A 17,725-nucleotide genomic window follows, 5' to 3' on the forward strand; every position below is an offset into this window, starting at 1 on the left:
ACTTGCCCCGCGCGGCTCTCCGCGCCGACTTGCTACGCGCGCGCGGTTCTGCTTCACCGGCGCGTATGAAGATCGCCCTGACCGCGAGCCTCCTGGCGCTCGCATTCTCCGCCCCCGCCGCTGCGCGCCAACTCACCATCGCCGACGTCACGATGCTCAGCCGCGTCGGCGCACCGACCGCGTCGAAGGATGGGCGTTGGCTCGTCTGGGCGCAGCGCGAGACCGACCTCGCCGCGGACCGCGGCCGCTACGACCTGTGGCGGTTCGACCTGACGCGGGCGAACGCGGTCCCCGAGAAGCTGCTCGCCGATCCGCAGGTCGACGAGAACGATCCGCAGATCGTCGGCACCACCGTCTATTACAGCGCCGACGACGCGATCTGGTCGGTGCCGGTCACCGGCGGCACGCCGCGGCGGCTGACGACCTTCAAGGGCGGCTTCGGCGGCTTCAAGGTCGCGCCGACCGGCGACCGGCTGGTCGTCTGGGCGGATCGCAAGGCCGGCGCATCCAGCCTGGAGCCCGCGATGGAGAAGAAGGACCCGAACGCGGGCGCGGCGCGGGTCTATGACAAGATGTTCGTGCGGCACTGGGATACGTGGGCGGACGGCACCCGTTCGCAACTGTTCGTCCTGCCGTTGACGTCGGCAGGCGCGCCGGGGAATGGTCGCGCGATAGTCGGTGCGCTCGTCGGCGACACGCCGTCCAAGCCTTATGGCGGCGGCGAGGAGGTGGCGTGGAGCCCCGACGGTCGCACCTTGTACTTCGCGATGCGCGAGGCCGGGCGGATCGAACCGCTGTCGACCAACCTCGACATCTTCCAGGCCGCCGCCGACGGATCGTCCGCGCCGGTGAACCTCACCGACGCCAACAATGGCATGGACAACCAGCCGACCGTCTCGCCCGACGGCCGCAAACTCGCGTATTTCGCGATGCGCCGCCCGGGCTACGAAGCCGATCGCCAGGTGCTCACCGTTCGCGACCTCGTGAGCGGCAGGACGGTGTCGTTGACCGAACGCTGGGACCGCAGCGTCGGCTCGATCGCCTGGGCACCCGATTCGAAGTCGCTCTACGTCACCGCCGAGGATACGCAGGAAAACCCGTTGTGGCGCGTCGACGCGGTCACCGGAAAGGTCGCGCGACTGACCCAGCAAGGCAACGTGTCCGCGGTCGCGATCACGCCGCAAGGGCCGGTCGTGGCGATGAACAGCCTGACCGCGCCCGACGATTTCTACCGGGTCGCGGCGGTTGCGCCAGTGCGGCTGACCTCGGTCAATGCCGCCAAGCTCGCAGGCATCGACATGCCCGAAGTGTCGCGCTTCAGCTTCAAGGGTGCGAACGCCGACACCGTCTGGGGCTATGCGGTCAAGCCATACGGGTCGAACGGCAAGGTGCCCGTCGCATTTATGGTCCACGGCGGACCGCAGGGATCGAGCAACAACAGCTGGTCGTACCGCTGGAACCCCGCGGTGTTCGCGGGCGCCGGCTACGGGCTGGTCGCGGTCGATTTCCACGGCTCGACCGGCTACGGCCAGGCGTTTACCGACGCGATCCGGGGCAATTGGGGCGGCTGGCCGCTCGAGGATTTGCAGAAGGGCCTCAGCGCCGCGACGACGCAATTCGCGTGGCTCGACGGCGACAATGCGTGCGCCTTGGGAGCGAGCTACGGCGGCTACATGATGAACTGGATCGAGGGCAAATGGCCCGACCGCTTCAAGTGCATCGTCCAGCACGACGGCGTCTTCGATGCGCGCGCGATGGCGTACGAGACCGAGGAATTGTGGTTCGACGAATGGGAACACGGCGGCAAGGCCTATTACGAGGACCCGCAGGCGTACGAGAAGTGGAACCCGGTCAATTACGTCGACAGGTGGAAGACGCCGATGCTGGTCATCACCGGCGAGAAGGATTTCCGGATACCGTATACGCAGGGGCTCGCCGCCTTCACCGCGCTCCAGCGGCGCGACATTCCCTCGCGGCTCGTGGTGAACCCGAACGAGAACCATTGGGTCCTGAAGCCCAAGAACTCGCGCCAATGGTATGGCGAGGTTTTGGGATGGATGGATAAGTGGACGGGGAGGGGCGCGCCCCCGAACTGAGGGCTCACTCCCTGCCGTTCGCCCTGAGCGAAGTCGAAGGGCATGGGGAAGGACTTCCGCCCCGCCAAGTGCTTCGACTTCGCTCAGCACGAACGGAGGTTGGAAGGTGAGCCTCGCTCGCTTATGCGCCACCCCATGACCGAGCTCCCGAAAACCTTCGACCCCGCCGAGATCGAATTGCGCTGGTACGCGCATTGGGAGGCGACCGGGCAGTTCCACCCCGAACGCCCTGGCGCCGAGCCGTGGACGATCGTCAACCCGCCGCCCAACGTCACCGGCTCGCTTCACATCGGCCACGCGCTCGACAACACGCTCCAAGACATCCTGACCCGCCACGCGCGGTTGAAGGGCAAGGACGCGCTCTGGGTCGTCGGCACCGATCACGCGGGCATCGCGACGCAGATGGTGGTCGAGCGGCGGATGGACGCCGCGGGCGAGAAGCGCACCGATTACTCGCGCGAGGCGTTCGTCGAGAAGGTGTGGGACTGGAAACGCGAGAGCGGCGGCGAGATCACCCGCCAGCTCCGCCGCCTCGGCTGCTCGATGGACTGGGCGAACGAACAGTTCACGATGGACCCGCATTTCAGCAAGGCGGTGCTGAAGGTCTTCGTCGACCTTCACCGCGAAGGCCTGCTGTACCGCGACAAGCGACTGGTGAACTGGGACCCCGGCCTCGGTACCGCGATCAGCGACCTGGAGGTCGAGACGCGCGAGATCGCGGGCAAGTTCTGGCATTTGCGCTATCCGCTCGCCGATGGATCGGGATCGATATCGGTCGCGACGACGCGGCCCGAGACGATGCTCGCCGACATGGCGGTCGCGGTGAACCCGAGCGACGAGCGCTACGCGGCGCTCGTGGACAAGATGGTGAAGCTGCCGATCACGGGTCGCGAAATCCCGATCATCACCGACGAGCATGCCGATCCTGAGCTCGGGTCGGGTGCGGTGAAGATCACGCCGGGGCACGATTTCAACGATTTCGAGGTCGGCCGGCGCGCTGGAATCGAGGCGCGCGACATGCTCAACATGCTGGATGCGAAGGCGCGGATCGTCGATTGCGGCGGCGTGCCCGAGGCGCTGGTAGGTCTCGATCGGTTCGACGCGCGGACGGCGGTCGTCGCCATGCTGGAAGCCGAAGGCGCTTTGGAGCGGGTCGAGGATCGCACGATCCAGACCCCCTATGGCGACCGTTCGGGCGTGGTGATTGAGCCGTGGCTGACCGACCAATGGTACGTCGACGCCGCGACCTTGGCAAAGCCCGCAATCGAAGCGGTGCGCTCGGGCGCGATCCGCATCGTGCCGAAGACGTGGGAGAAGACCTTCTTCAACTGGATGGAGAACATCCAGCCTTGGTGCGTGAGCCGGCAATTGTGGTGGGGGCACCGGATACCGGCTTGGCACGGACCAAGTCGCCCGTCCGTTGGCATTATTGACTATTCTCGCGCACAATACTTCGTAGCGGAGACGGAGCAAGAAGCGTTGGGCCGCGCCCGTGAGGCGTACGCACCCTATACCGTCGAAGTTGTGAAAGTACGGCCAACTGTATCGGGCGCGGACCGTGACCCGAACGAGGATTTGACAGGCGCATCTTCTGTCAAGATTTGGCGTGATAGCGACGTTCTCGACACCTGGTTCTCCTCCGCCCTCTGGCCCTTCGCCACGCTGGGCTGGCCGGAGGACGTCGACAAACTTCCGTTCGCCCTGAGCGAAGTCGAAGGGCAAGCCACGAGCGCTCCCCCCGGGGCGACGGGTGCTTCGACTTCCCCCGGATCAGGTCCGGGGACGAACGGAGAAGAGAGCAACGGTTTCCTAAACCGTGGGCCGCAACTCGCAGGCCGCTACCCCAACGACGTGCTCGTCTCCGGCTTCGACATCCTGTTCTTCTGGAACGCCCGGATGATGATGCAGGGTATCCACTTCATGGGAGATGTGCCCTTCAAGATCCTGTATCTCCACGGTCTCGTCCGCGCCGCCGACGGCGCGAAGATGTCGAAGTCGAAGGGCAACACCGTCGACCCGCTCGGCCTGATCGACAAATACGGCGCCGACGCACTGCGCTTCTTCATGGCGGCGATGGAGAGCCAGGGCCGCGACATCAAGATGGACGAGAAGCGGGTCGAGGGCTACCGCAACTTCGCCACCAAGCTGTGGAACGCCGCCCGTTTCGCGCAAGGCTACGGCATCGGCGGCAGCACGACGCTGGAGCCGCCAGTCACGACCCTCGCGGTCAACAACTGGATCGTGGCGGAGACGGTCGCGACGATCCAGGCGGTCGACCTCGCGCTCGCCGACTATCGTTTCGACGGCGCGGCCAACGCGATCTACCAGTTCGTCTGGAGCCGCTTCTGCGATTGGTATCTGGAGCTCATCAAGCCCCCGATGAACGGCGACGAACGCGGTACGCTCGACGACGAGACCAAGGCGGTCGCGGGCTGGGTGCTCGACCAGATCCTGGTGATCCTCCACCCGTTCATGCCGTTCATCACCGAGGAACTCTGGCATGCGCTCAGCCCACGCGACCACGACCTGATCGTCGGCCACTGGCCGAGGGCGGACGCCCGCGCGATCGATCCGGCGGCGAGCCAGGAGATCGACTGGCTGATCCGCCTCGTCAGCGAGGTGCGAACGGCGCGCACCGAACTCAACGTGCCGCCAAGCGCCCGCGTATCCTTCGCGGTGACCGGCGCCTCCGAGGCGACGCTGGCCCGCCTGGACCGTCACGCGGCGACACTCGCGCGGCTCGCACGAATCGAGTTCAGCATCGCGGTGGCGGGCGAGGCACAGGTCGTTGTAGACGAAGCGACCTACGCGCTGGCGCTCGGCGATGTCATCGACCTCCAAGCCGAACGCGCCCGCCTGAGCAAAGCCATCGCCGCCGCCGAGAAGGAACGCGATGCACTGAACGGCCGCCTGTCCAACGCCAGCTTCGTCGAGCGCGCCAAGCCCGAGGCGGTCGAGAAGGCGCGCGCCGATCACGCCGACAAGGCGGCCGAAGCTGAGCGCCTGCGCGCCGCGCTCGGGCGGCTCGGCTGATGGCGGGCCCCCAGCGCAACCTCACCGAAGGCCCGATCGGCCGCACGCTGATGGCGTTTGCGCTGCCGACGCTCGGCTCCAGCATCCTCCAGTCGCTCAACGGCTCGATCAACGCCGTCTGGATCGGGCAATTCCTGGGTCAGCGCGCGCTGGCGGCGACGACCAACGCCAACATCATCATGTTCCTGCTGGTCGCGGCGGTATTCGGCTTCGGCATGGCCGCGACGATCCTGATCGGTCAGGCGATGGGGCGGCGCGACATCGACGCGGTGCGCTGCACGCTCGGCACCGCGTTCGGCCTGTTCGCGATCATCTCGGTGCTGACCGTGATCCTCGGCTGGCTGGTCGCGCCCGCCATCCTGCACCTGCTCGCGACTCCGGCGGAGGTGTACCCGCTGGCGCTCGGCTACCTCCGCGTGATCTTCGTCGCGATGCCCGCCGGGTTCCTCACCGTGCTGCTCACCATGGCGTTGCGCGGCACCGGCGATTCGCTGACCCCGCTCAAGTTCATGGCCGTCGGTGCGGTCCTCGACGTGGCGCTCAATCCGGTCTTGATCCGCGGCTTCGGGCCGATCCCCGCGCTCGGCATCGAGGGCTCCGCCACCGCCACGCTGATCGCCAACACCGTCTCGTTCGCTGCGCTGCTCGCCTACATCTACGCCAAGGATCTGCCGATCCGGCTGCGCGGCGCCGAGCTGCGCTACCTGGTCCCGGACCCTGCGCTGCTGCGGACGATCGTCGTCAAGGGCGTGCCGATGGGTCTGCAGATGCTCGTCGTCTCGGTGTCGGCGATGGCGATGATCGGGCTGGTCAACCGCCACGGCACCGCGACTACCGCGGCCTATGGCGCGGCCAACCAGCTGTGGACGTATGTCCAGATGCCCGCGATGGCCGTCGGTGCCGCGGTCAGCGCGATGGCGGCGCAGAACATCGGTGCCGGGCGGTGGGACAGGGTCGACCGGATCACCCGCGCCGGGCTGCTGATGAACCTGGCGCTGACCGGCGGGCTGCTCGCGGTGCTGACGCTCCTCGACCGCCACGTGCTGTGGTTGTTCCTGGGGCAGGACGCCGCCGCGATCGACATCGCCGCGCGGGTCAATCTGATCGCGGGGTGGAGCTTCATCCTGTTCGGCGTGTCGATGGTGCTGACCGCCACCGTCCGCGCGAACGGTGCGGTGGTGGCGCCGCTGGTGATCCTGGCGGCGGCGCTGTTTCCGGTGCGCATCGGCCTGGCGACGCTGCTCGATCCGACATGGGGATCGGACGCGATCTGGTGGAGCTTTCCGGCGGGCTCGATGGTCTCGGTGCTGCTGACGATCGGCTATTACCGCGCCGGAACGTGGCGCAAGCTGCGCGTCCTGCCCACCGCGCGCGAGGAGCATCTCCCCGCCGATTGCGAGCCGACCGCCAAGGCGATGCCCATAGGCTAGACCGGCGCCATCACCCGGATCACCCCGGCCGCGATCTTCGCCATCACCGGCGTGTGCGCCAGCACCTCGCCGTCGATCGAGATCGGCAGGCGGGGGATCGTGTCGACGCGAAGTGCCTTGCCGCGGAATTCACGCACCTCCTCGTGCCGCGTCTCGTGCCGGATCGCGCTGGCGAACCAGTTGCGGATGAGCCGACGCTTCACGTGGCCGCATACCGCCTGCACCACGATCTCGCCCGAATCGACCTCCGCCGAATCGACCAGCTCCATTCCGCCGTGATACGGGCCGTTCGAAATGCGGACCTCGACGACGCGCATCCGCTCGCGCGTCTCGTCCTCGCCGACGATCAGCGTGAACGGGCGGAAGCGCGCGAACTGGTACACGGCCCAGCCGAGATAGCCCGCGCGGCCGAGGTACTTCTTGAGGTGGTGCGGCACCGTTTCGGCGATCTTCGGGCTCAGCCCCATGGCGGCGCAATTGGCGAAATAATCGCCGTCGATCATCCCCAGGTCGATCCGCCGCGGCGTGCCGGTGCGGATCACCTCCACCGCGCCTGGAATGTCGCGCGGAATGCCGAGCGTGCGCGCGAAGCTGTTCGCGGTGCCGAGCGGCAGCACCCCCAGGATGACGTCATGGCCCACCATCAGGTCGACCAGCCCGCTGACGGTGCCGTCGCCGCCGCCCAGGATCAGCAGGTCGGGCTTCTTGGCCAGCGCGGCGCGAACGGTGCGCTCCAGATCGTCGGGGTTCTCCACCGCATGCGCGTCGACCGGATAGGGCAGCGCCTCCATCGCCGCGCAGGCCCGTTCGAACATCTTCTGACCTTTCCGCGACATGGCGTTGACGACCAGCGCGGCGGACTTGATCTCGGTCATTCGTATCCCATCGGTTTGCCCGGCGTAACGCTTGCGGCTGCGCGTACGATCCAGCAAGGTCGGGCGCATGACAGCCCGCTTCCCCGCCGTCCGCCTGCGCCGCACCCGCGCGAGCGCCTGGAGCCGCCGCCTCCATGCCGAAACGGTGCTGACCGCGGCCGACCTGATCTGGCCGATGTTCATTGCCGAGGGGCAGGGGGTGGAGGAGCCGATCGCCGCGCTGCCCGGCGTCTCGCGCTGGTCGGTCGACGGCATCGTCGAACGCGGGCGGGAGGCACGCGATCTCGGCATCGCCTGCGTCGCGCTGTTTCCCAACACCCCCGCCCACCTGCGCTCCGACGACGGCGTGGAGGCGGCGAACCCGGACAACCTCATGTGCCGCGCCATCCGCGCCTTGAAGGATGCGGTGCCCGAAGTCGGCGTGCTGACCGATGTCGCGCTCGATCCCTACACCACCCACGGCCACGACGGGCTGGTCGATGCGGCGGGCTATGTCGTCAACGACACCACCGCCGACGCATTGGTCGCCCAAGCACTGAACCAGGCGCGGGCGGGCGCCGACATCATCGCACCCAGCGACATGATGGACGGTCGCATCGGCCTGATCCGCGACGCGCTGGAGGCGGATGGCCACCACAATGTCCAGATCATGAGCTATTCCGCCAAATACGCCAGCGCCTTTTACGGCCCGTTCCGCGACGCGGTCGGCAGCCGCGGGCTGCTAAAGGGCGACAAGAAGACCTATCAGATGGACTCGGCCAATGCCGAGGAAGCGCTGCGCGAAGTCGCGCTCGATCTGGCGGAGGGCGCCGACAGCGTCATGGTCAAGCCCGGCCTGCCGTATCTCGACATCGTGGCGCGGGTAAAGCAGCGCTTCGAGGTGCCGGTCTTCGCCTATCAGGTGTCGGGCGAATATGCGATGATCGAGGCGGCGGTGGCGGCGGGCGCGGGCGAGCGCGACGCGCTGGTGATGGAGACGCTGATGGCCTTCAAGCGGGCAGGGTGTTCGGGGGTGCTGACCTATTACGCCGCGCATGCGGCACGGCTGCTGGCGCGATGATCGACACCCCGCGCACGACGCTCCGGGGATGGCGCGACGCGGATATCGCGCCGTTCGACGCGATGGGCCGCGATCCGCGGGTGATGGCGCATTTCCCTGCACTGTTCCGGCCCGGCGAAGCCGCCGCGGCGGTCGCGGGGCAGCAGGCACTGCAGGCGATCACGGGCTATTGCTTCTGGGCGGTGGAGCGCAAGCGCGACCTTGCGTTCCTGGGCTTCTGCGGGGTCAAGCCCGGCCCGGAGGAGACGCCGATCGAGGGCGAGCTCGAGATCGGCTGGCGGCTGGGGCGCAACCACTGGGGTCAGGGCTATGCCAGCGAAGCCGCCGAGGCGACGCTCGCCTGGGTATGGGCGAACACGCCGCGGCGGCGGGTCTTCGCGATCACCGTGCCTGCGAACGAGCGCAGCCGCACGCTGATGACCCGCATCGGCATGACCCATGTCGAGGACGGCGACTTCGATCACCCCGCGCTCAGCCTCGGCCACCCCCTCCGCCGTCACGTGCTGTACCGGATCGATCGTCCGTCCTGACTGTCGCGACTTCCGCTGTCCTACATGGCGTGAGCCGTCTAGCGAGGCGCCGATGACAAACCTGTTGCCGATCTCCCCACCGACCCCCGCTTGCGACGCGTCTCTGCCCCGACGTCGCCGTGTCCGGGCGGAAGTCTGTCCCGACCAGATGGAACAATCCTCTCCGTTGCGGGGGAGGATCAAGGAACGCGTCACGAGCTTCATCCTGAACCAAGCAGATTACGGCTTGCTGAAGCTGCCCGAACGGGATCGGGCCGCTTGCAGTTTCGCGCAACATTATGTCCTGCTCTCGACATGCAATTGCCGAACTGGCGTGACATGTGTGTCACGTCGCTCGAAATCTCCAACATTTGGGGCGGTGCTCCGCCCGCGGACGATGACCATGCCGCCTATCGCGACCCACCCCATCGCGCAGGTCGGCGCCCGGTGAGCACGCCCATATCGACCGGCCGCGCGAGTCGCGCCCTCTTCGTCGCGACCATTCTCGGCGGATCGTTCCTGCTGTTCCTGGTCCAGCCGATGGTCGCACGGATGGCGTTGCCGCGGCTCGGCGGCGCGCCCGCGGTGTGGAATTCGGCGATGCTGGTGTACCAGGCGCTGCTGCTCGGCGGCTATGCCTATGCGCATTGGCTCGGGCGCGTGCCGCCGCGGGTGCAGGCGGCGATCCACGTCGGGGTGCTCGCGTGCGCCGCCTTGTGGCTGCCGATCGGGCTCGCCGCGACCCAGCTTCCCGCCGATGCCTCGCCCGCCTTGTGGGTGCCATGGCTGCTGGGGCTTTCGATCGGGCCGCTGTTCTTCGCGGTGTCCGCGCAGGCGCCGCTGATCCAGCGCTGGTATGCGGTGGCGAGCGGCGGGCGCGATCCGTATGCGCTGTATGCCGCGTCGAACCTCGGCAGCTTCGCCGGGCTGATCGCCTATCCGCTGATCGTCGAGCCGACGATGGCGCTGCACGCGCAGAGCCTGTTGTGGAGCGGCGGCTACGTCGTGCTGGGCGCGCTGGTGATCGCTTGCGCCACGTTGCTGCCGCGCGGCGTCAAGGCCGAGCATGTCGCCTATACCAGTCCGCCCGCAGGCCGCGCGCGGGTCGCCAAGTGGATCGCGCTGGCACTGGTCCCCTCGGGCCTGATGCTGGCGACCTCGACGTATCTCACGACCGACATCGTCGCGATGCCGCTGCTGTGGGTGTTGCCGCTCGGGCTCTACCTGCTGAGCTTTTCGGTCGCCTTTGCGCAGAACCGTGCCGCCGCCGACCTCATCACCCGGATCGCGCCGGTGACGATCCTGCTGTTTGGCGGGGTGATGATCGGCGGCTATCAGGCGCTGCCCTATTTCAATGCCGCCATTGCGTTGCTGCTGCTGTTCATGGCGGCGACCGCGCTCCACACCGCACTCTATCGCAGGCGGCCCGATGCCGACCGGCTGACCGGTTTCTACCTCGCCATGTCGGTCGGTGGCGTGCTCGGCGGGGTGTTCGCGGGGCTGGTCGCGCCGGTGGTCTTCGACTGGACTTACGAATATCCGCTGCTGATCCTGGCGGCCGGGGTGCTGGTGCCGCAGACCTTCCTGCTCGCCCCGGTCCGCGACATCTGGTTCACCGCCCGGCCAGCAGCGTTCGCCACGGTGATCTTCGCGATCGCGCTGCTGATCGGCCTGCGCGCCTGGGGCCCCGCCGATCTGTTCGGCGAGGACCATCTGGGGCTCACCTTCCTGGTCGTAGCGCTGGTCGGCATTGCCACCATCGGCGCACGGTTGCCCTATGTCGTGCTGCTGGCGAGCGCGCTGATACTGTTCGGCGGCTATCGCTCGCTCGCCTTGTCCTATGCCGGTGACGCGCGGACGCGGAGCTATTTCGGGGTCTACACGGTCCGCGGCGACGCGGCGATGCGCGAGCTCGATCACGGCACGACGGTACACGGCATCCAGTTGCGGGGCTCGCCCGCGCGCGAACGCACGCCGACGACCTATTACGCACCGCGCTCGGGCGTCGGCCGCGCGATGCTGCGGCTATCCGCCACCGCTCGGGTCGGGGTCGTCGGCCTGGGGACGGGAACGCTTGCCTGCTATGCTCGACCAGGCCAACACTGGCGTTTCTACGAGATCGATCCCGCTGTCGTCCGCATCGCGCGCGATTCGGGGCAGTTCACCTATCTCGCGCGCTGCCTGCCGGCGCCCTCGATCCGCCTCGGCGACGCCCGGCTGCGTCTCGCGCAGGAGCCGTCCGCAAGCCTCGACCTGCTCGCGCTCGATGCCTTTTCGTCCGATGCGGTGCCGATGCACCTGATGACGCGCGAGGCGTTCGCGACCTATGCGCGGGTGCTGGCCCCCGGGGGCGTGCTCATGGTCCACATCTCCAACCGGTTCCTCGATCTGGAGCCCGTGGTCGATGCCGCGGCGCGAGCCGGTGGCTGGCAGGCGCGGCGGCTCGACTACCGCCCAGCGCCGGAGACACCCGGCAAGCCATCGGCGTCGCTGTGGATCGCGCTCACCCGGGACCCGCGTACGATGGCGGCGTTGACACAGGGCGACCCCGATTGGGCGCCGCTGCGCGGCCGCGCCGGGTTCGTCGGCTGGACCGACGATTATTCGACGATCCTGCCGTTGCTCAAAGGTTTCTAGGCGGGTGCGAGCATCGCTTGGAGCCGGGCGATCGTCCCGCTTTGCCGCGCCGCTTCGGCATCCGCGCGCGCGCCGAGGGCGGTCAGCGCCGGATAGTCGGGGGCCAGCGCCGCCCCGCGCTCGATGCCGATCTGCTCGATGTCGGTTGCCAGCGCCGACGTCTGCGCGCGCCAGTCGTCGAGCGACGCCAGCGCGGTCTGCGCGGTGAGCCACGCCTCGCTACCCGCCGGTTTGCCCTTCGCGGCAACCGCGTTGCGCTCCGCCGCCGCCGCATCGCTCGCGAAGCCCTTGGCGACGGCGTCGAGCCGCGCGGCGAGCGGCGCCAGCCGCGCATCGAGCGCAGGGTCGGGCGCCGCGACCGCCACCGCCGTGTCCGGCTCGCCGAACCCCTGCTTTTCGACGCCGCGTGGCGCCAGCGACGGGTATGCGCCTTCGCCGGTCGCGCATCCGGCGAGTGCGAGCATGAGGACGGCGGCAAGAGCGGAACGGGTCATCGGCCGCGGTCTAGGTGGGGCAGCGGGGCCACGCAAGAAAATGCCGTGCAAAGGGTTGCGCCATCCGCCGCGCCTGCTAATAGCGCCCCTCCGATGTGCGCCCGTAGCTCAGCTGGATAGAGCATCAGACTACGAATCTGAGGGCCGGGCGTTCGAATCGCTCCGGGCGCACCATTTTCCCGTTTTATCGTGATCTCACGTAGCCGGTGCTTTCGGACTGCACCCGACGATGCGGCGATACGCCCGGGAAAAGCTGCTGGCGTCCGCAAAGCCGTAGCGCGCCGCCAACTCGCCGATCGATACGTCGCGAACCGACATCTCGCGTGCGGCGAGTTCGACCCGTAAACGCCGATGGTATTCGGCCGGCGGTGAACCATGGACCGCACGAAAGGTCCGCGCCAGGTGAAAGGGCGACATCGCAGCGACTTGGGCAAGCTCGGGAAGTGGCACCGCGCGGCCGGTCTGGTCATGAAGGAAATGCCGCACCCGCTCCATCTTCTGAAGCAACTCGCGGCGGGTCGCGGGCCGGGCCGCCTCGATCCTCATCAGCTTCGGCGCCAATTCGGCGGTCAGTCTCTCCAGTCCCACCGCCACTTGGTGTACCAACGTATCGGCGATCGCTGCGCCCTGTTCGGGGTGCTGGACGAGGTGGGTTCCGATCGCCTGCAATCGCCGGCTGAAGCCGCTCCCGGCAGGCGTCAGCTGGAAGGCTTCGCCCAACGGCGAAGCCGAGCTCTCCCCTGGCGCATCGGGCAGGTAGATGCACAGGCCTCGCGTGATCTGCCGCAGGGGCAGCGTCGCATGTGCGGTCGTGCCGCCCTCGACCAGGATGAACTCGCCGGCCTTGACGGTGAAGACGCGGCCGTTGATCGCATAGCGCTCCACCCCGTCGAGCACGACGTTGAGGCACCGTGTCGTGCACACCACCGGACTGTCGCCGCGCGGGAGCTCGGACAGGACGAGCCGGCCGGCACCATCGCCGGGACGGGACTCGCCCCCGTTACCGCGACGGCACAGCTTCGCGGGGATATCCATGTCGGCCTCGACGACGTGGAGAGCGACGGCGACTCGCGGCAGGGCGTGACCTACGGCCTGACGCTGGCATACGACATCACCCGCAAGGCGATGCTGCTGGGGCTTCAGGTCGATCTGGACGCGAGCGCCAACCGGGCTTGCGAAACGGGCCTGATCCTCGCGGGCGACCGGGCCTGTGTGGCGGCAAAGCGCGATTCCGCGATCAGCCTGCGGCTGGGTAGGGCGCTGACGGGCTCGACCGTCGCCTATGGAACGCTGGGCTATGCCAATGCGCGGGTCGAGGCGCGCTATCGCGGCGGTGGCATCAAAGAGTCGGATCACGAGACGCTGAACGGGGTCCGCGTCGGCGTGGGTCTTTCCACCGACCTTTCGCGCAAACTCTTCGGCAAGGCGGAGTACCGCTACACCAATTACGACCAGGGTGTCAGCCGCCACCAGGGGCTGGCCGGCCTCGGCCTGCGCTTCTGACCGCGCCAGGAGCCGATCGGTCGTGCGCCTCGTGGATCAAATTGCCCAGGCTCGCCCAGATCCGGCCACGCCGATCGGCACGCAGACGGTGCAGGTGACGTCCTGAGCCGACTCCGGTGCACGGCGGCCGACGCGTTCAGCCGCACCGCGATGCAGCGATCGCCGCCAGCATCTCGTCCGCGATCGCGCGCCGGCAGATCAGCAGGTCGGGGAGCAGCGGGTTCTCGCAATTGTAGACCAGCGGGCTGCCGTCGATCCGCGAGGCATGCAGTCCCGCGGCAATCGCGACGGCGGCGGGCGCGCAATTGTCCCACTCGTACTGCCCGCCGTCGTGGAGGTAGGCGTCGGCGCGGCCGTCGACGACCGCCATCGCCTTTGCACCCGCCGAACCCATCGCCAGCATCGCCGCGCCCATCGCCTGCGCGGTGCAGCGCGCGATCTCGGGCGCACGCGTGCGGCTGACCGCGATGGTCAGCGGCGCGCAGGGCCCGCGCGGACGAACCGGGTCGTCGGTCGCGAACACCCTGCCCATCGCCGGCACCGCCACCGCGCCGACCAGCGGACGGCCATCAACCGCGAGGCCGATGTGGACCGCCCAATCGTCGAGCCCCTCGGCATATTCGCGGGTGCCGTCGAGCGGATCGACGATCCACACCCGGCTGGCGGCGCAGCGTGCGCGATCGTCGACCGATTCTTCGGAGAGGACGAAATCGTCCGGTCGCGCCGCGCGCAGCCGCTCAAGGATCAGCGCATTGGCCTCCGCATCGCCGCGGTCGCCCAGCGCGCGCCCGGTCCCGCCTTCGCCGCGGATCGCCAGCAGCAACGCACCGGCTTCCTGCGCCACCGCCCGCGCGAGTTCGGTGTCGTTCACAGATCGGGGCTCCAGATGCCGACGACATGCTCGACGATCCGCTCGGCGGCGGCTTGCGGGGTCTCGGCGCGCGTGTCGATGCGGATTTCGGGGGCGAGCGGCGCTTCGTACGGGCTGTCGATGCCGGTGAAATTGGCCAGCTGCCCGGCGCGGGCCTTGCCGTACAGCCCCTTGACGTCGCGCGCCTCGGCATCGGCCAGCGGCGTAGCGACGAAGATCTCGACGAACTCGCCCTCGGGCAGCATCGCGCGCACCAGGTCGCGCTCGGCGCGAAAGGGGGAGATGAAGGCGGTCAGCACGATCAGCCCGGCATCGGTCATCAGCCTGGCGACTTCGCCGACCCGGCGGATGTTCTCGACCCGGTCGGCCTCGGTGAAGCCCAGATCGCGGTTGAGGCCGTGGCGGACGTTGTCGCCATCGAGCAGGAAGCTGTGGCGGCCGAGCGCGTGCAGCTTCTTCTCGACCAGATTGGCGATCGTCGACTTGCCCGCCCCCGACAGCCCGGTGAACCACAGGACCTTGGGCCGCTGACCCTTCTGCGCGGCATGCGCCTCGCGCGTCACGTCGATCGCCTGCCAGTGAACGTTTTGCGCGCGCCGCAGCGCGAAGCGGACCATGCCCGCCGCGACCGTGGCGTTGGTCGCGCGGTCGATCAGGATGAACCCGCCAAGGTCGGCACCCTCGTCATACGGCTCGAAGACGATCGCGCGGTCGGTATAGACCTCCGCGACGCCGATATCGTTCAGCTCCAGCGTCTTGGCCGAAAGCTCCGCCTGGGTGTTGACATCGACGACGTGCCCCGGCGGCTGGACGGTCGCGCCGACGCTCTGGGAGCCGAGTTTCAGTTGATACGCACGGCCAGGAACGAGCGGCGCGTCGGACAGCCAGACGAGCGTCGCCGAGAATTGATCGGCGGCCTGTGGCGGCGAGTCGGCGGCCGCGATCACGTCGCCGCGCGAGCAATCCACCTCGTCCGCCAGCATCAGCGTCACCGACTCGCCCGCCTGCGCTTGGCCCCGGTCGCCGCCCATCGCGACGATCCGCTTGACCGTGGTCGTTCGCCCCGACGGCACGACACGTACCGCATCGCCGGGCCGTACCGTCCCGCTCGCGATCATCCCCGCAAAGCCCCGGAAGTCGAGGTCCGGGCGGTTAACCCATTGCACCGGCAGCCGGAACGGTCGCGCGGCGGCGCGGTCCGCATCGACCGGAACAGTTTCCAGATGGTCGAGCAGCGTGGGCCCGTCATACCAGCGCATCTCGGCGCTCGCCTCGGCGACGTTGGCGCCGGTCAGCCCGGACAGCGGGATGGCGACGAACCGGTCGATCCCGATCGACCCGGCGAAGGCGCGATAGTCGGCGACGATGGCGTCGAACGTCGCTTCGTCATGGCCGACGAGGTCCATCTTGTTCACCGCCAGCACGATCTCGCGGATGCCGACGAGGTGCGCGAGGTAGCTGTGCCGCCGCGTCTGGGTCAGCACGCCCTTGCGCGCGTCGATCAGGATCACCGCGAGGTCGGCGGTCGACGCGCCGGTGACCATGTTGCGGGTATATTGTTCGTGCCCCGGCGTGTCGGCGACGATGAACTTGCGCCGGTCGGTCGAAAAGAAGCGATAGGCCACATCGATCGTGATGCCCTGCTCGCGCTCGGCGGCAAGGCCGTCGACCAGCAGCGCGAAGTCGATATCCTGGCCTTGGGTACCGACGCGCTTCGAATCGGCTTCGAGTGCCGACAATTGATCCTCGAAAATCTGCTTCGAATCGTAGAGCAGCCGGCCGATCAGCGTCGACTTGCCGTCGTCCACCGACCCACAAGTGATGAACCGCAACATCGACTTGTGCGCGTGGGCGTCGAGATAAGCATCGATGTCCGCGGCAACGAGCGCGTCCGGGGTATAGGCGTTCATCAGAAATACCCCTCGCGCTTCTTCTTCTCCATACTCGCGGCCTGATCGTGGTCGATCGCGCGGCCCTGGCGTTCGCTGGTGGTCGTCAGCAGCATTTCCTGGATGATCGCCGATAGCGTCGCCGCCTCGCTCTCCACGGCGCCGGTCAGCGGATAGCAGCCGAGCGTGCGGAAACGGATCGACCGCTCGACCGGTGCCTCGCCCGGCAGCAAGCGGAACCGCTCGTCGTCGACCATCAGCAGCATGCCGTCCCGCTCGACCGTCGGGCGCGGCGCGGCGAAGTACAGCGGCACGATCTCGATCCCCTCGGCCAGGATGTACTGCCAGATGTCGAGCTCGGTCCAGTTCGACAGCGGAAACACGCGGATGCTCTCGCCCTTGGAGATTCGCGCATTGTACAGCCGCCACAATTCGGGCCGCTGCGCCTTGGGGTCCCATCCGTGCGCGGCGGAGCGGAAGGAAAAGATGCGCTCCTTCGCGCGGGACTTTTCCTCGTCGCGCCGCGCACCGCCGAACGCCGCGTCATAGCCGCCCGCGGTCAGCGCCTGCTTGAGCCCCTCGGTCTTCCACATGTCGGTATGCCGCGCGCCGTGATCGAACGGGTTGATCCCCGCCGCTTGCGCCTCGGGATTGCGGTGGACGATCAGTTCCATGCCCGCGTCCGCCGCAGCCTTCTCGCGCAGGTCGTACATGGCGCGGAACTTCCACGTGGTATCGACATGGAGGAGCGGGAAGGGCGGAGGCGCGGGAAAGAACGCCTTCTTGGCCAGGTGCAGCATCACCGCCGAATCCTTGCCTACCGAATACAGCATCACCGGCGCCTGCGCCTCCGCGACGACCTCGCGCAGGATGTGGATACTTTCGGCTTCGAGCCGCTGGAGATGGGTAAGCGCACGCATGGCATTTCAGATAGGCCCATGCCGCGCCGACGCGACCAAATTATCCTGTCAGGGGATGAAGTCGCGGCGTTCGCGCTCGATCGAATCGAGGATGCGCGCACCCGCCATGAACACCGCGACCGGGCAGGCGGCGAACAGCAGGTACCCGCCCCAGCCGGGATATTGCTGCAAATAGTGGACACCACGCTCGATCGCGCCGGTACCCAGGCCATAGATCACCAGGAACGCTTCGAACTTGGTCTTGATGACGAACAGCCGGGCGACGTTCCTGAACATGGGCGACTCCTAGCAAGGCGCAGGCCAATGGCCGAAAGCCGCCGTTCGCGAGCCGGCGATCGTGGTTACCCGTAAATTAATCCGACACTGGACTGCCTGTTAACCCCTCTCGTCTATCCTGCGGGCGGACGA

Annotated in this window: 14 protein-coding genes and 1 tRNA gene; 8 read left to right on the forward strand and 7 right to left on the reverse strand. The window is 68.0% G+C overall.

The genetic code is table 11. The features are described from left to right. Nucleotides 1-65: 65 nt before the first annotated feature. From ACE5C1_RS01445 to ACE5C1_RS01455, 3 genes are all read left to right on the forward strand, one after another. Nucleotides 66-2,096 carry a prolyl oligopeptidase family serine peptidase gene (locus tag ACE5C1_RS01445; protein WP_374942280.1) on the forward strand — a complete coding sequence of 677 codons (2,031 nt, stop codon included), beginning with the start codon at nt 66-68 and terminating at the stop codon, nt 2,094-2,096. A gap of 135 nt (nt 2,097-2,231) precedes the next feature. Further along, nucleotides 2,232-5,129 carry a valine--tRNA ligase gene (locus ACE5C1_RS01450; RefSeq protein ID WP_374942281.1) on the forward strand — a complete coding sequence of 966 codons (2,898 nt, stop codon included), beginning with the start codon at nt 2,232-2,234 and terminating at the stop codon, nt 5,127-5,129. Then, nucleotides 5,129-6,559: an MATE family efflux transporter gene (locus tag ACE5C1_RS01455; RefSeq protein ID WP_374942282.1), complete on the forward strand. Its 1,431-nt coding sequence runs from the start codon at nt 5,129-5,131 to the stop codon at nt 6,557-6,559. The genes ACE5C1_RS01450 and ACE5C1_RS01455 overlap by 1 nt, the downstream gene beginning before the upstream one ends. Here ACE5C1_RS01455 and ACE5C1_RS01460 read toward each other — a convergent pair. Next, nucleotides 6,556-7,434, reverse strand: a complete 879-nt coding sequence (locus tag ACE5C1_RS01460; RefSeq protein ID WP_374942283.1) for a diacylglycerol/lipid kinase family protein — start codon at nt 7,432-7,434, stop codon at nt 6,556-6,558. The two genes, ACE5C1_RS01455 and ACE5C1_RS01460, sit on opposite strands and share 4 nt — an antisense overlap. 67 nt (nt 7,435-7,501) lie before the next feature. On the opposite strand from ACE5C1_RS01460, the gene hemB reads away from it, so the two are divergent. From hemB to ACE5C1_RS01475, 3 genes are all read left to right on the forward strand, one after another. Then, nucleotides 7,502-8,494: a porphobilinogen synthase gene (gene hemB / locus ACE5C1_RS01465; protein WP_374942284.1), complete on the forward strand. Its 993-nt coding sequence runs from the start codon at nt 7,502-7,504 to the stop codon at nt 8,492-8,494. Next, nucleotides 8,491-9,024: a GNAT family N-acetyltransferase gene (locus ACE5C1_RS01470; RefSeq protein ID WP_374942285.1), complete on the forward strand. Its 534-nt coding sequence runs from the start codon at nt 8,491-8,493 to the stop codon at nt 9,022-9,024. The genes hemB and ACE5C1_RS01470 overlap by 4 nt, the downstream gene beginning before the upstream one ends. 426 nt (nt 9,025-9,450) lie before the next feature. Further along, a complete protein-coding gene (locus tag ACE5C1_RS01475) occupies nt 9,451-11,640 on the forward strand; it encodes a spermidine synthase (RefSeq protein WP_374942286.1) in 2,190 nt (729 codons plus the stop codon). On the opposite strand, the gene ACE5C1_RS01480 is transcribed toward ACE5C1_RS01475, so the two are convergent. Further along, on the reverse strand, nt 11,637-12,134 hold the full coding sequence (locus tag ACE5C1_RS01480; RefSeq protein WP_374942287.1) for a hypothetical protein: 498 nt from the start codon (nt 12,132-12,134) through the stop codon (nt 11,637-11,639). The genes ACE5C1_RS01475 and ACE5C1_RS01480 overlap by 4 nt on opposite strands. A gap of 97 nt (nt 12,135-12,231) precedes the next feature. Between ACE5C1_RS01480 and ACE5C1_RS01485 the strand changes: the two genes are divergently transcribed. Next, nucleotides 12,232-12,308, forward strand: a tRNA-Arg gene (locus tag ACE5C1_RS01485). A gap of 21 nt (nt 12,309-12,329) precedes the next feature. Here the strand turns inward: ACE5C1_RS01485 and ACE5C1_RS01490 are convergent. Beyond that, on the reverse strand, nt 12,330-13,169 hold the full coding sequence (locus tag ACE5C1_RS01490) for a helix-turn-helix transcriptional regulator (protein WP_374942288.1): 840 nt from the start codon (nt 13,167-13,169) through the stop codon (nt 12,330-12,332). Between the two features lie 15 nt (nt 13,170-13,184). On the opposite strand from ACE5C1_RS01490, the gene ACE5C1_RS01495 reads away from it, so the two are divergent. After that, nucleotides 13,185-13,637, forward strand: coding sequence for an outer membrane protein (locus tag ACE5C1_RS01495; RefSeq protein WP_374942289.1), 453 nt, complete (start codon nt 13,185-13,187; stop codon nt 13,635-13,637). 136 nt (nt 13,638-13,773) lie between these two features. Here ACE5C1_RS01495 and ACE5C1_RS01500 read toward each other — a convergent pair whose 3' ends face one another. The 4 genes from ACE5C1_RS01500 to ACE5C1_RS01515 are packed head-to-tail and all read right to left on the reverse strand — an operon-like array spanning nt 13,774 to nt 17,593. Further along, the gene (locus tag ACE5C1_RS01500; protein WP_374942290.1) at nt 13,774-14,508 is read right to left on the reverse strand and encodes a 3'(2'),5'-bisphosphate nucleotidase CysQ; all 735 of its coding nucleotides are present in this window, start codon (nt 14,506-14,508) and stop codon (nt 13,774-13,776) included. After that, nucleotides 14,505-16,418, reverse strand: coding sequence for a sulfate adenylyltransferase subunit CysN (cysN, locus tag ACE5C1_RS01505; RefSeq protein ID WP_374942291.1), 1,914 nt, complete (start codon nt 16,416-16,418; stop codon nt 14,505-14,507). Before cysN ends, ACE5C1_RS01500 begins: the two co-directional genes overlap by 4 nt. Continuing rightward, nucleotides 16,418-17,317 carry a sulfate adenylyltransferase subunit CysD gene (gene cysD / locus ACE5C1_RS01510; protein ID WP_374942292.1) on the reverse strand — a complete coding sequence of 300 codons (900 nt, stop codon included), beginning with the start codon at nt 17,315-17,317 and terminating at the stop codon, nt 16,418-16,420. The genes cysN and cysD overlap by 1 nt, the downstream gene beginning before the upstream one ends. Nucleotides 17,318-17,365: 48 nt before the next feature. After that, complete coding sequence (locus ACE5C1_RS01515) at nt 17,366-17,593, reverse strand: hypothetical protein (RefSeq protein WP_374942293.1); 228 nt, start codon at nt 17,591-17,593, stop codon at nt 17,366-17,368. Nucleotides 17,594-17,725 lie beyond the last annotated feature (132 nt).

It is taken from the genome of Sphingomonas sp. (genome assembly GCF_964263785.1).
Lineage (GTDB): Bacteria > Pseudomonadota > Alphaproteobacteria > Sphingomonadales > Sphingomonadaceae > Sphingomonas.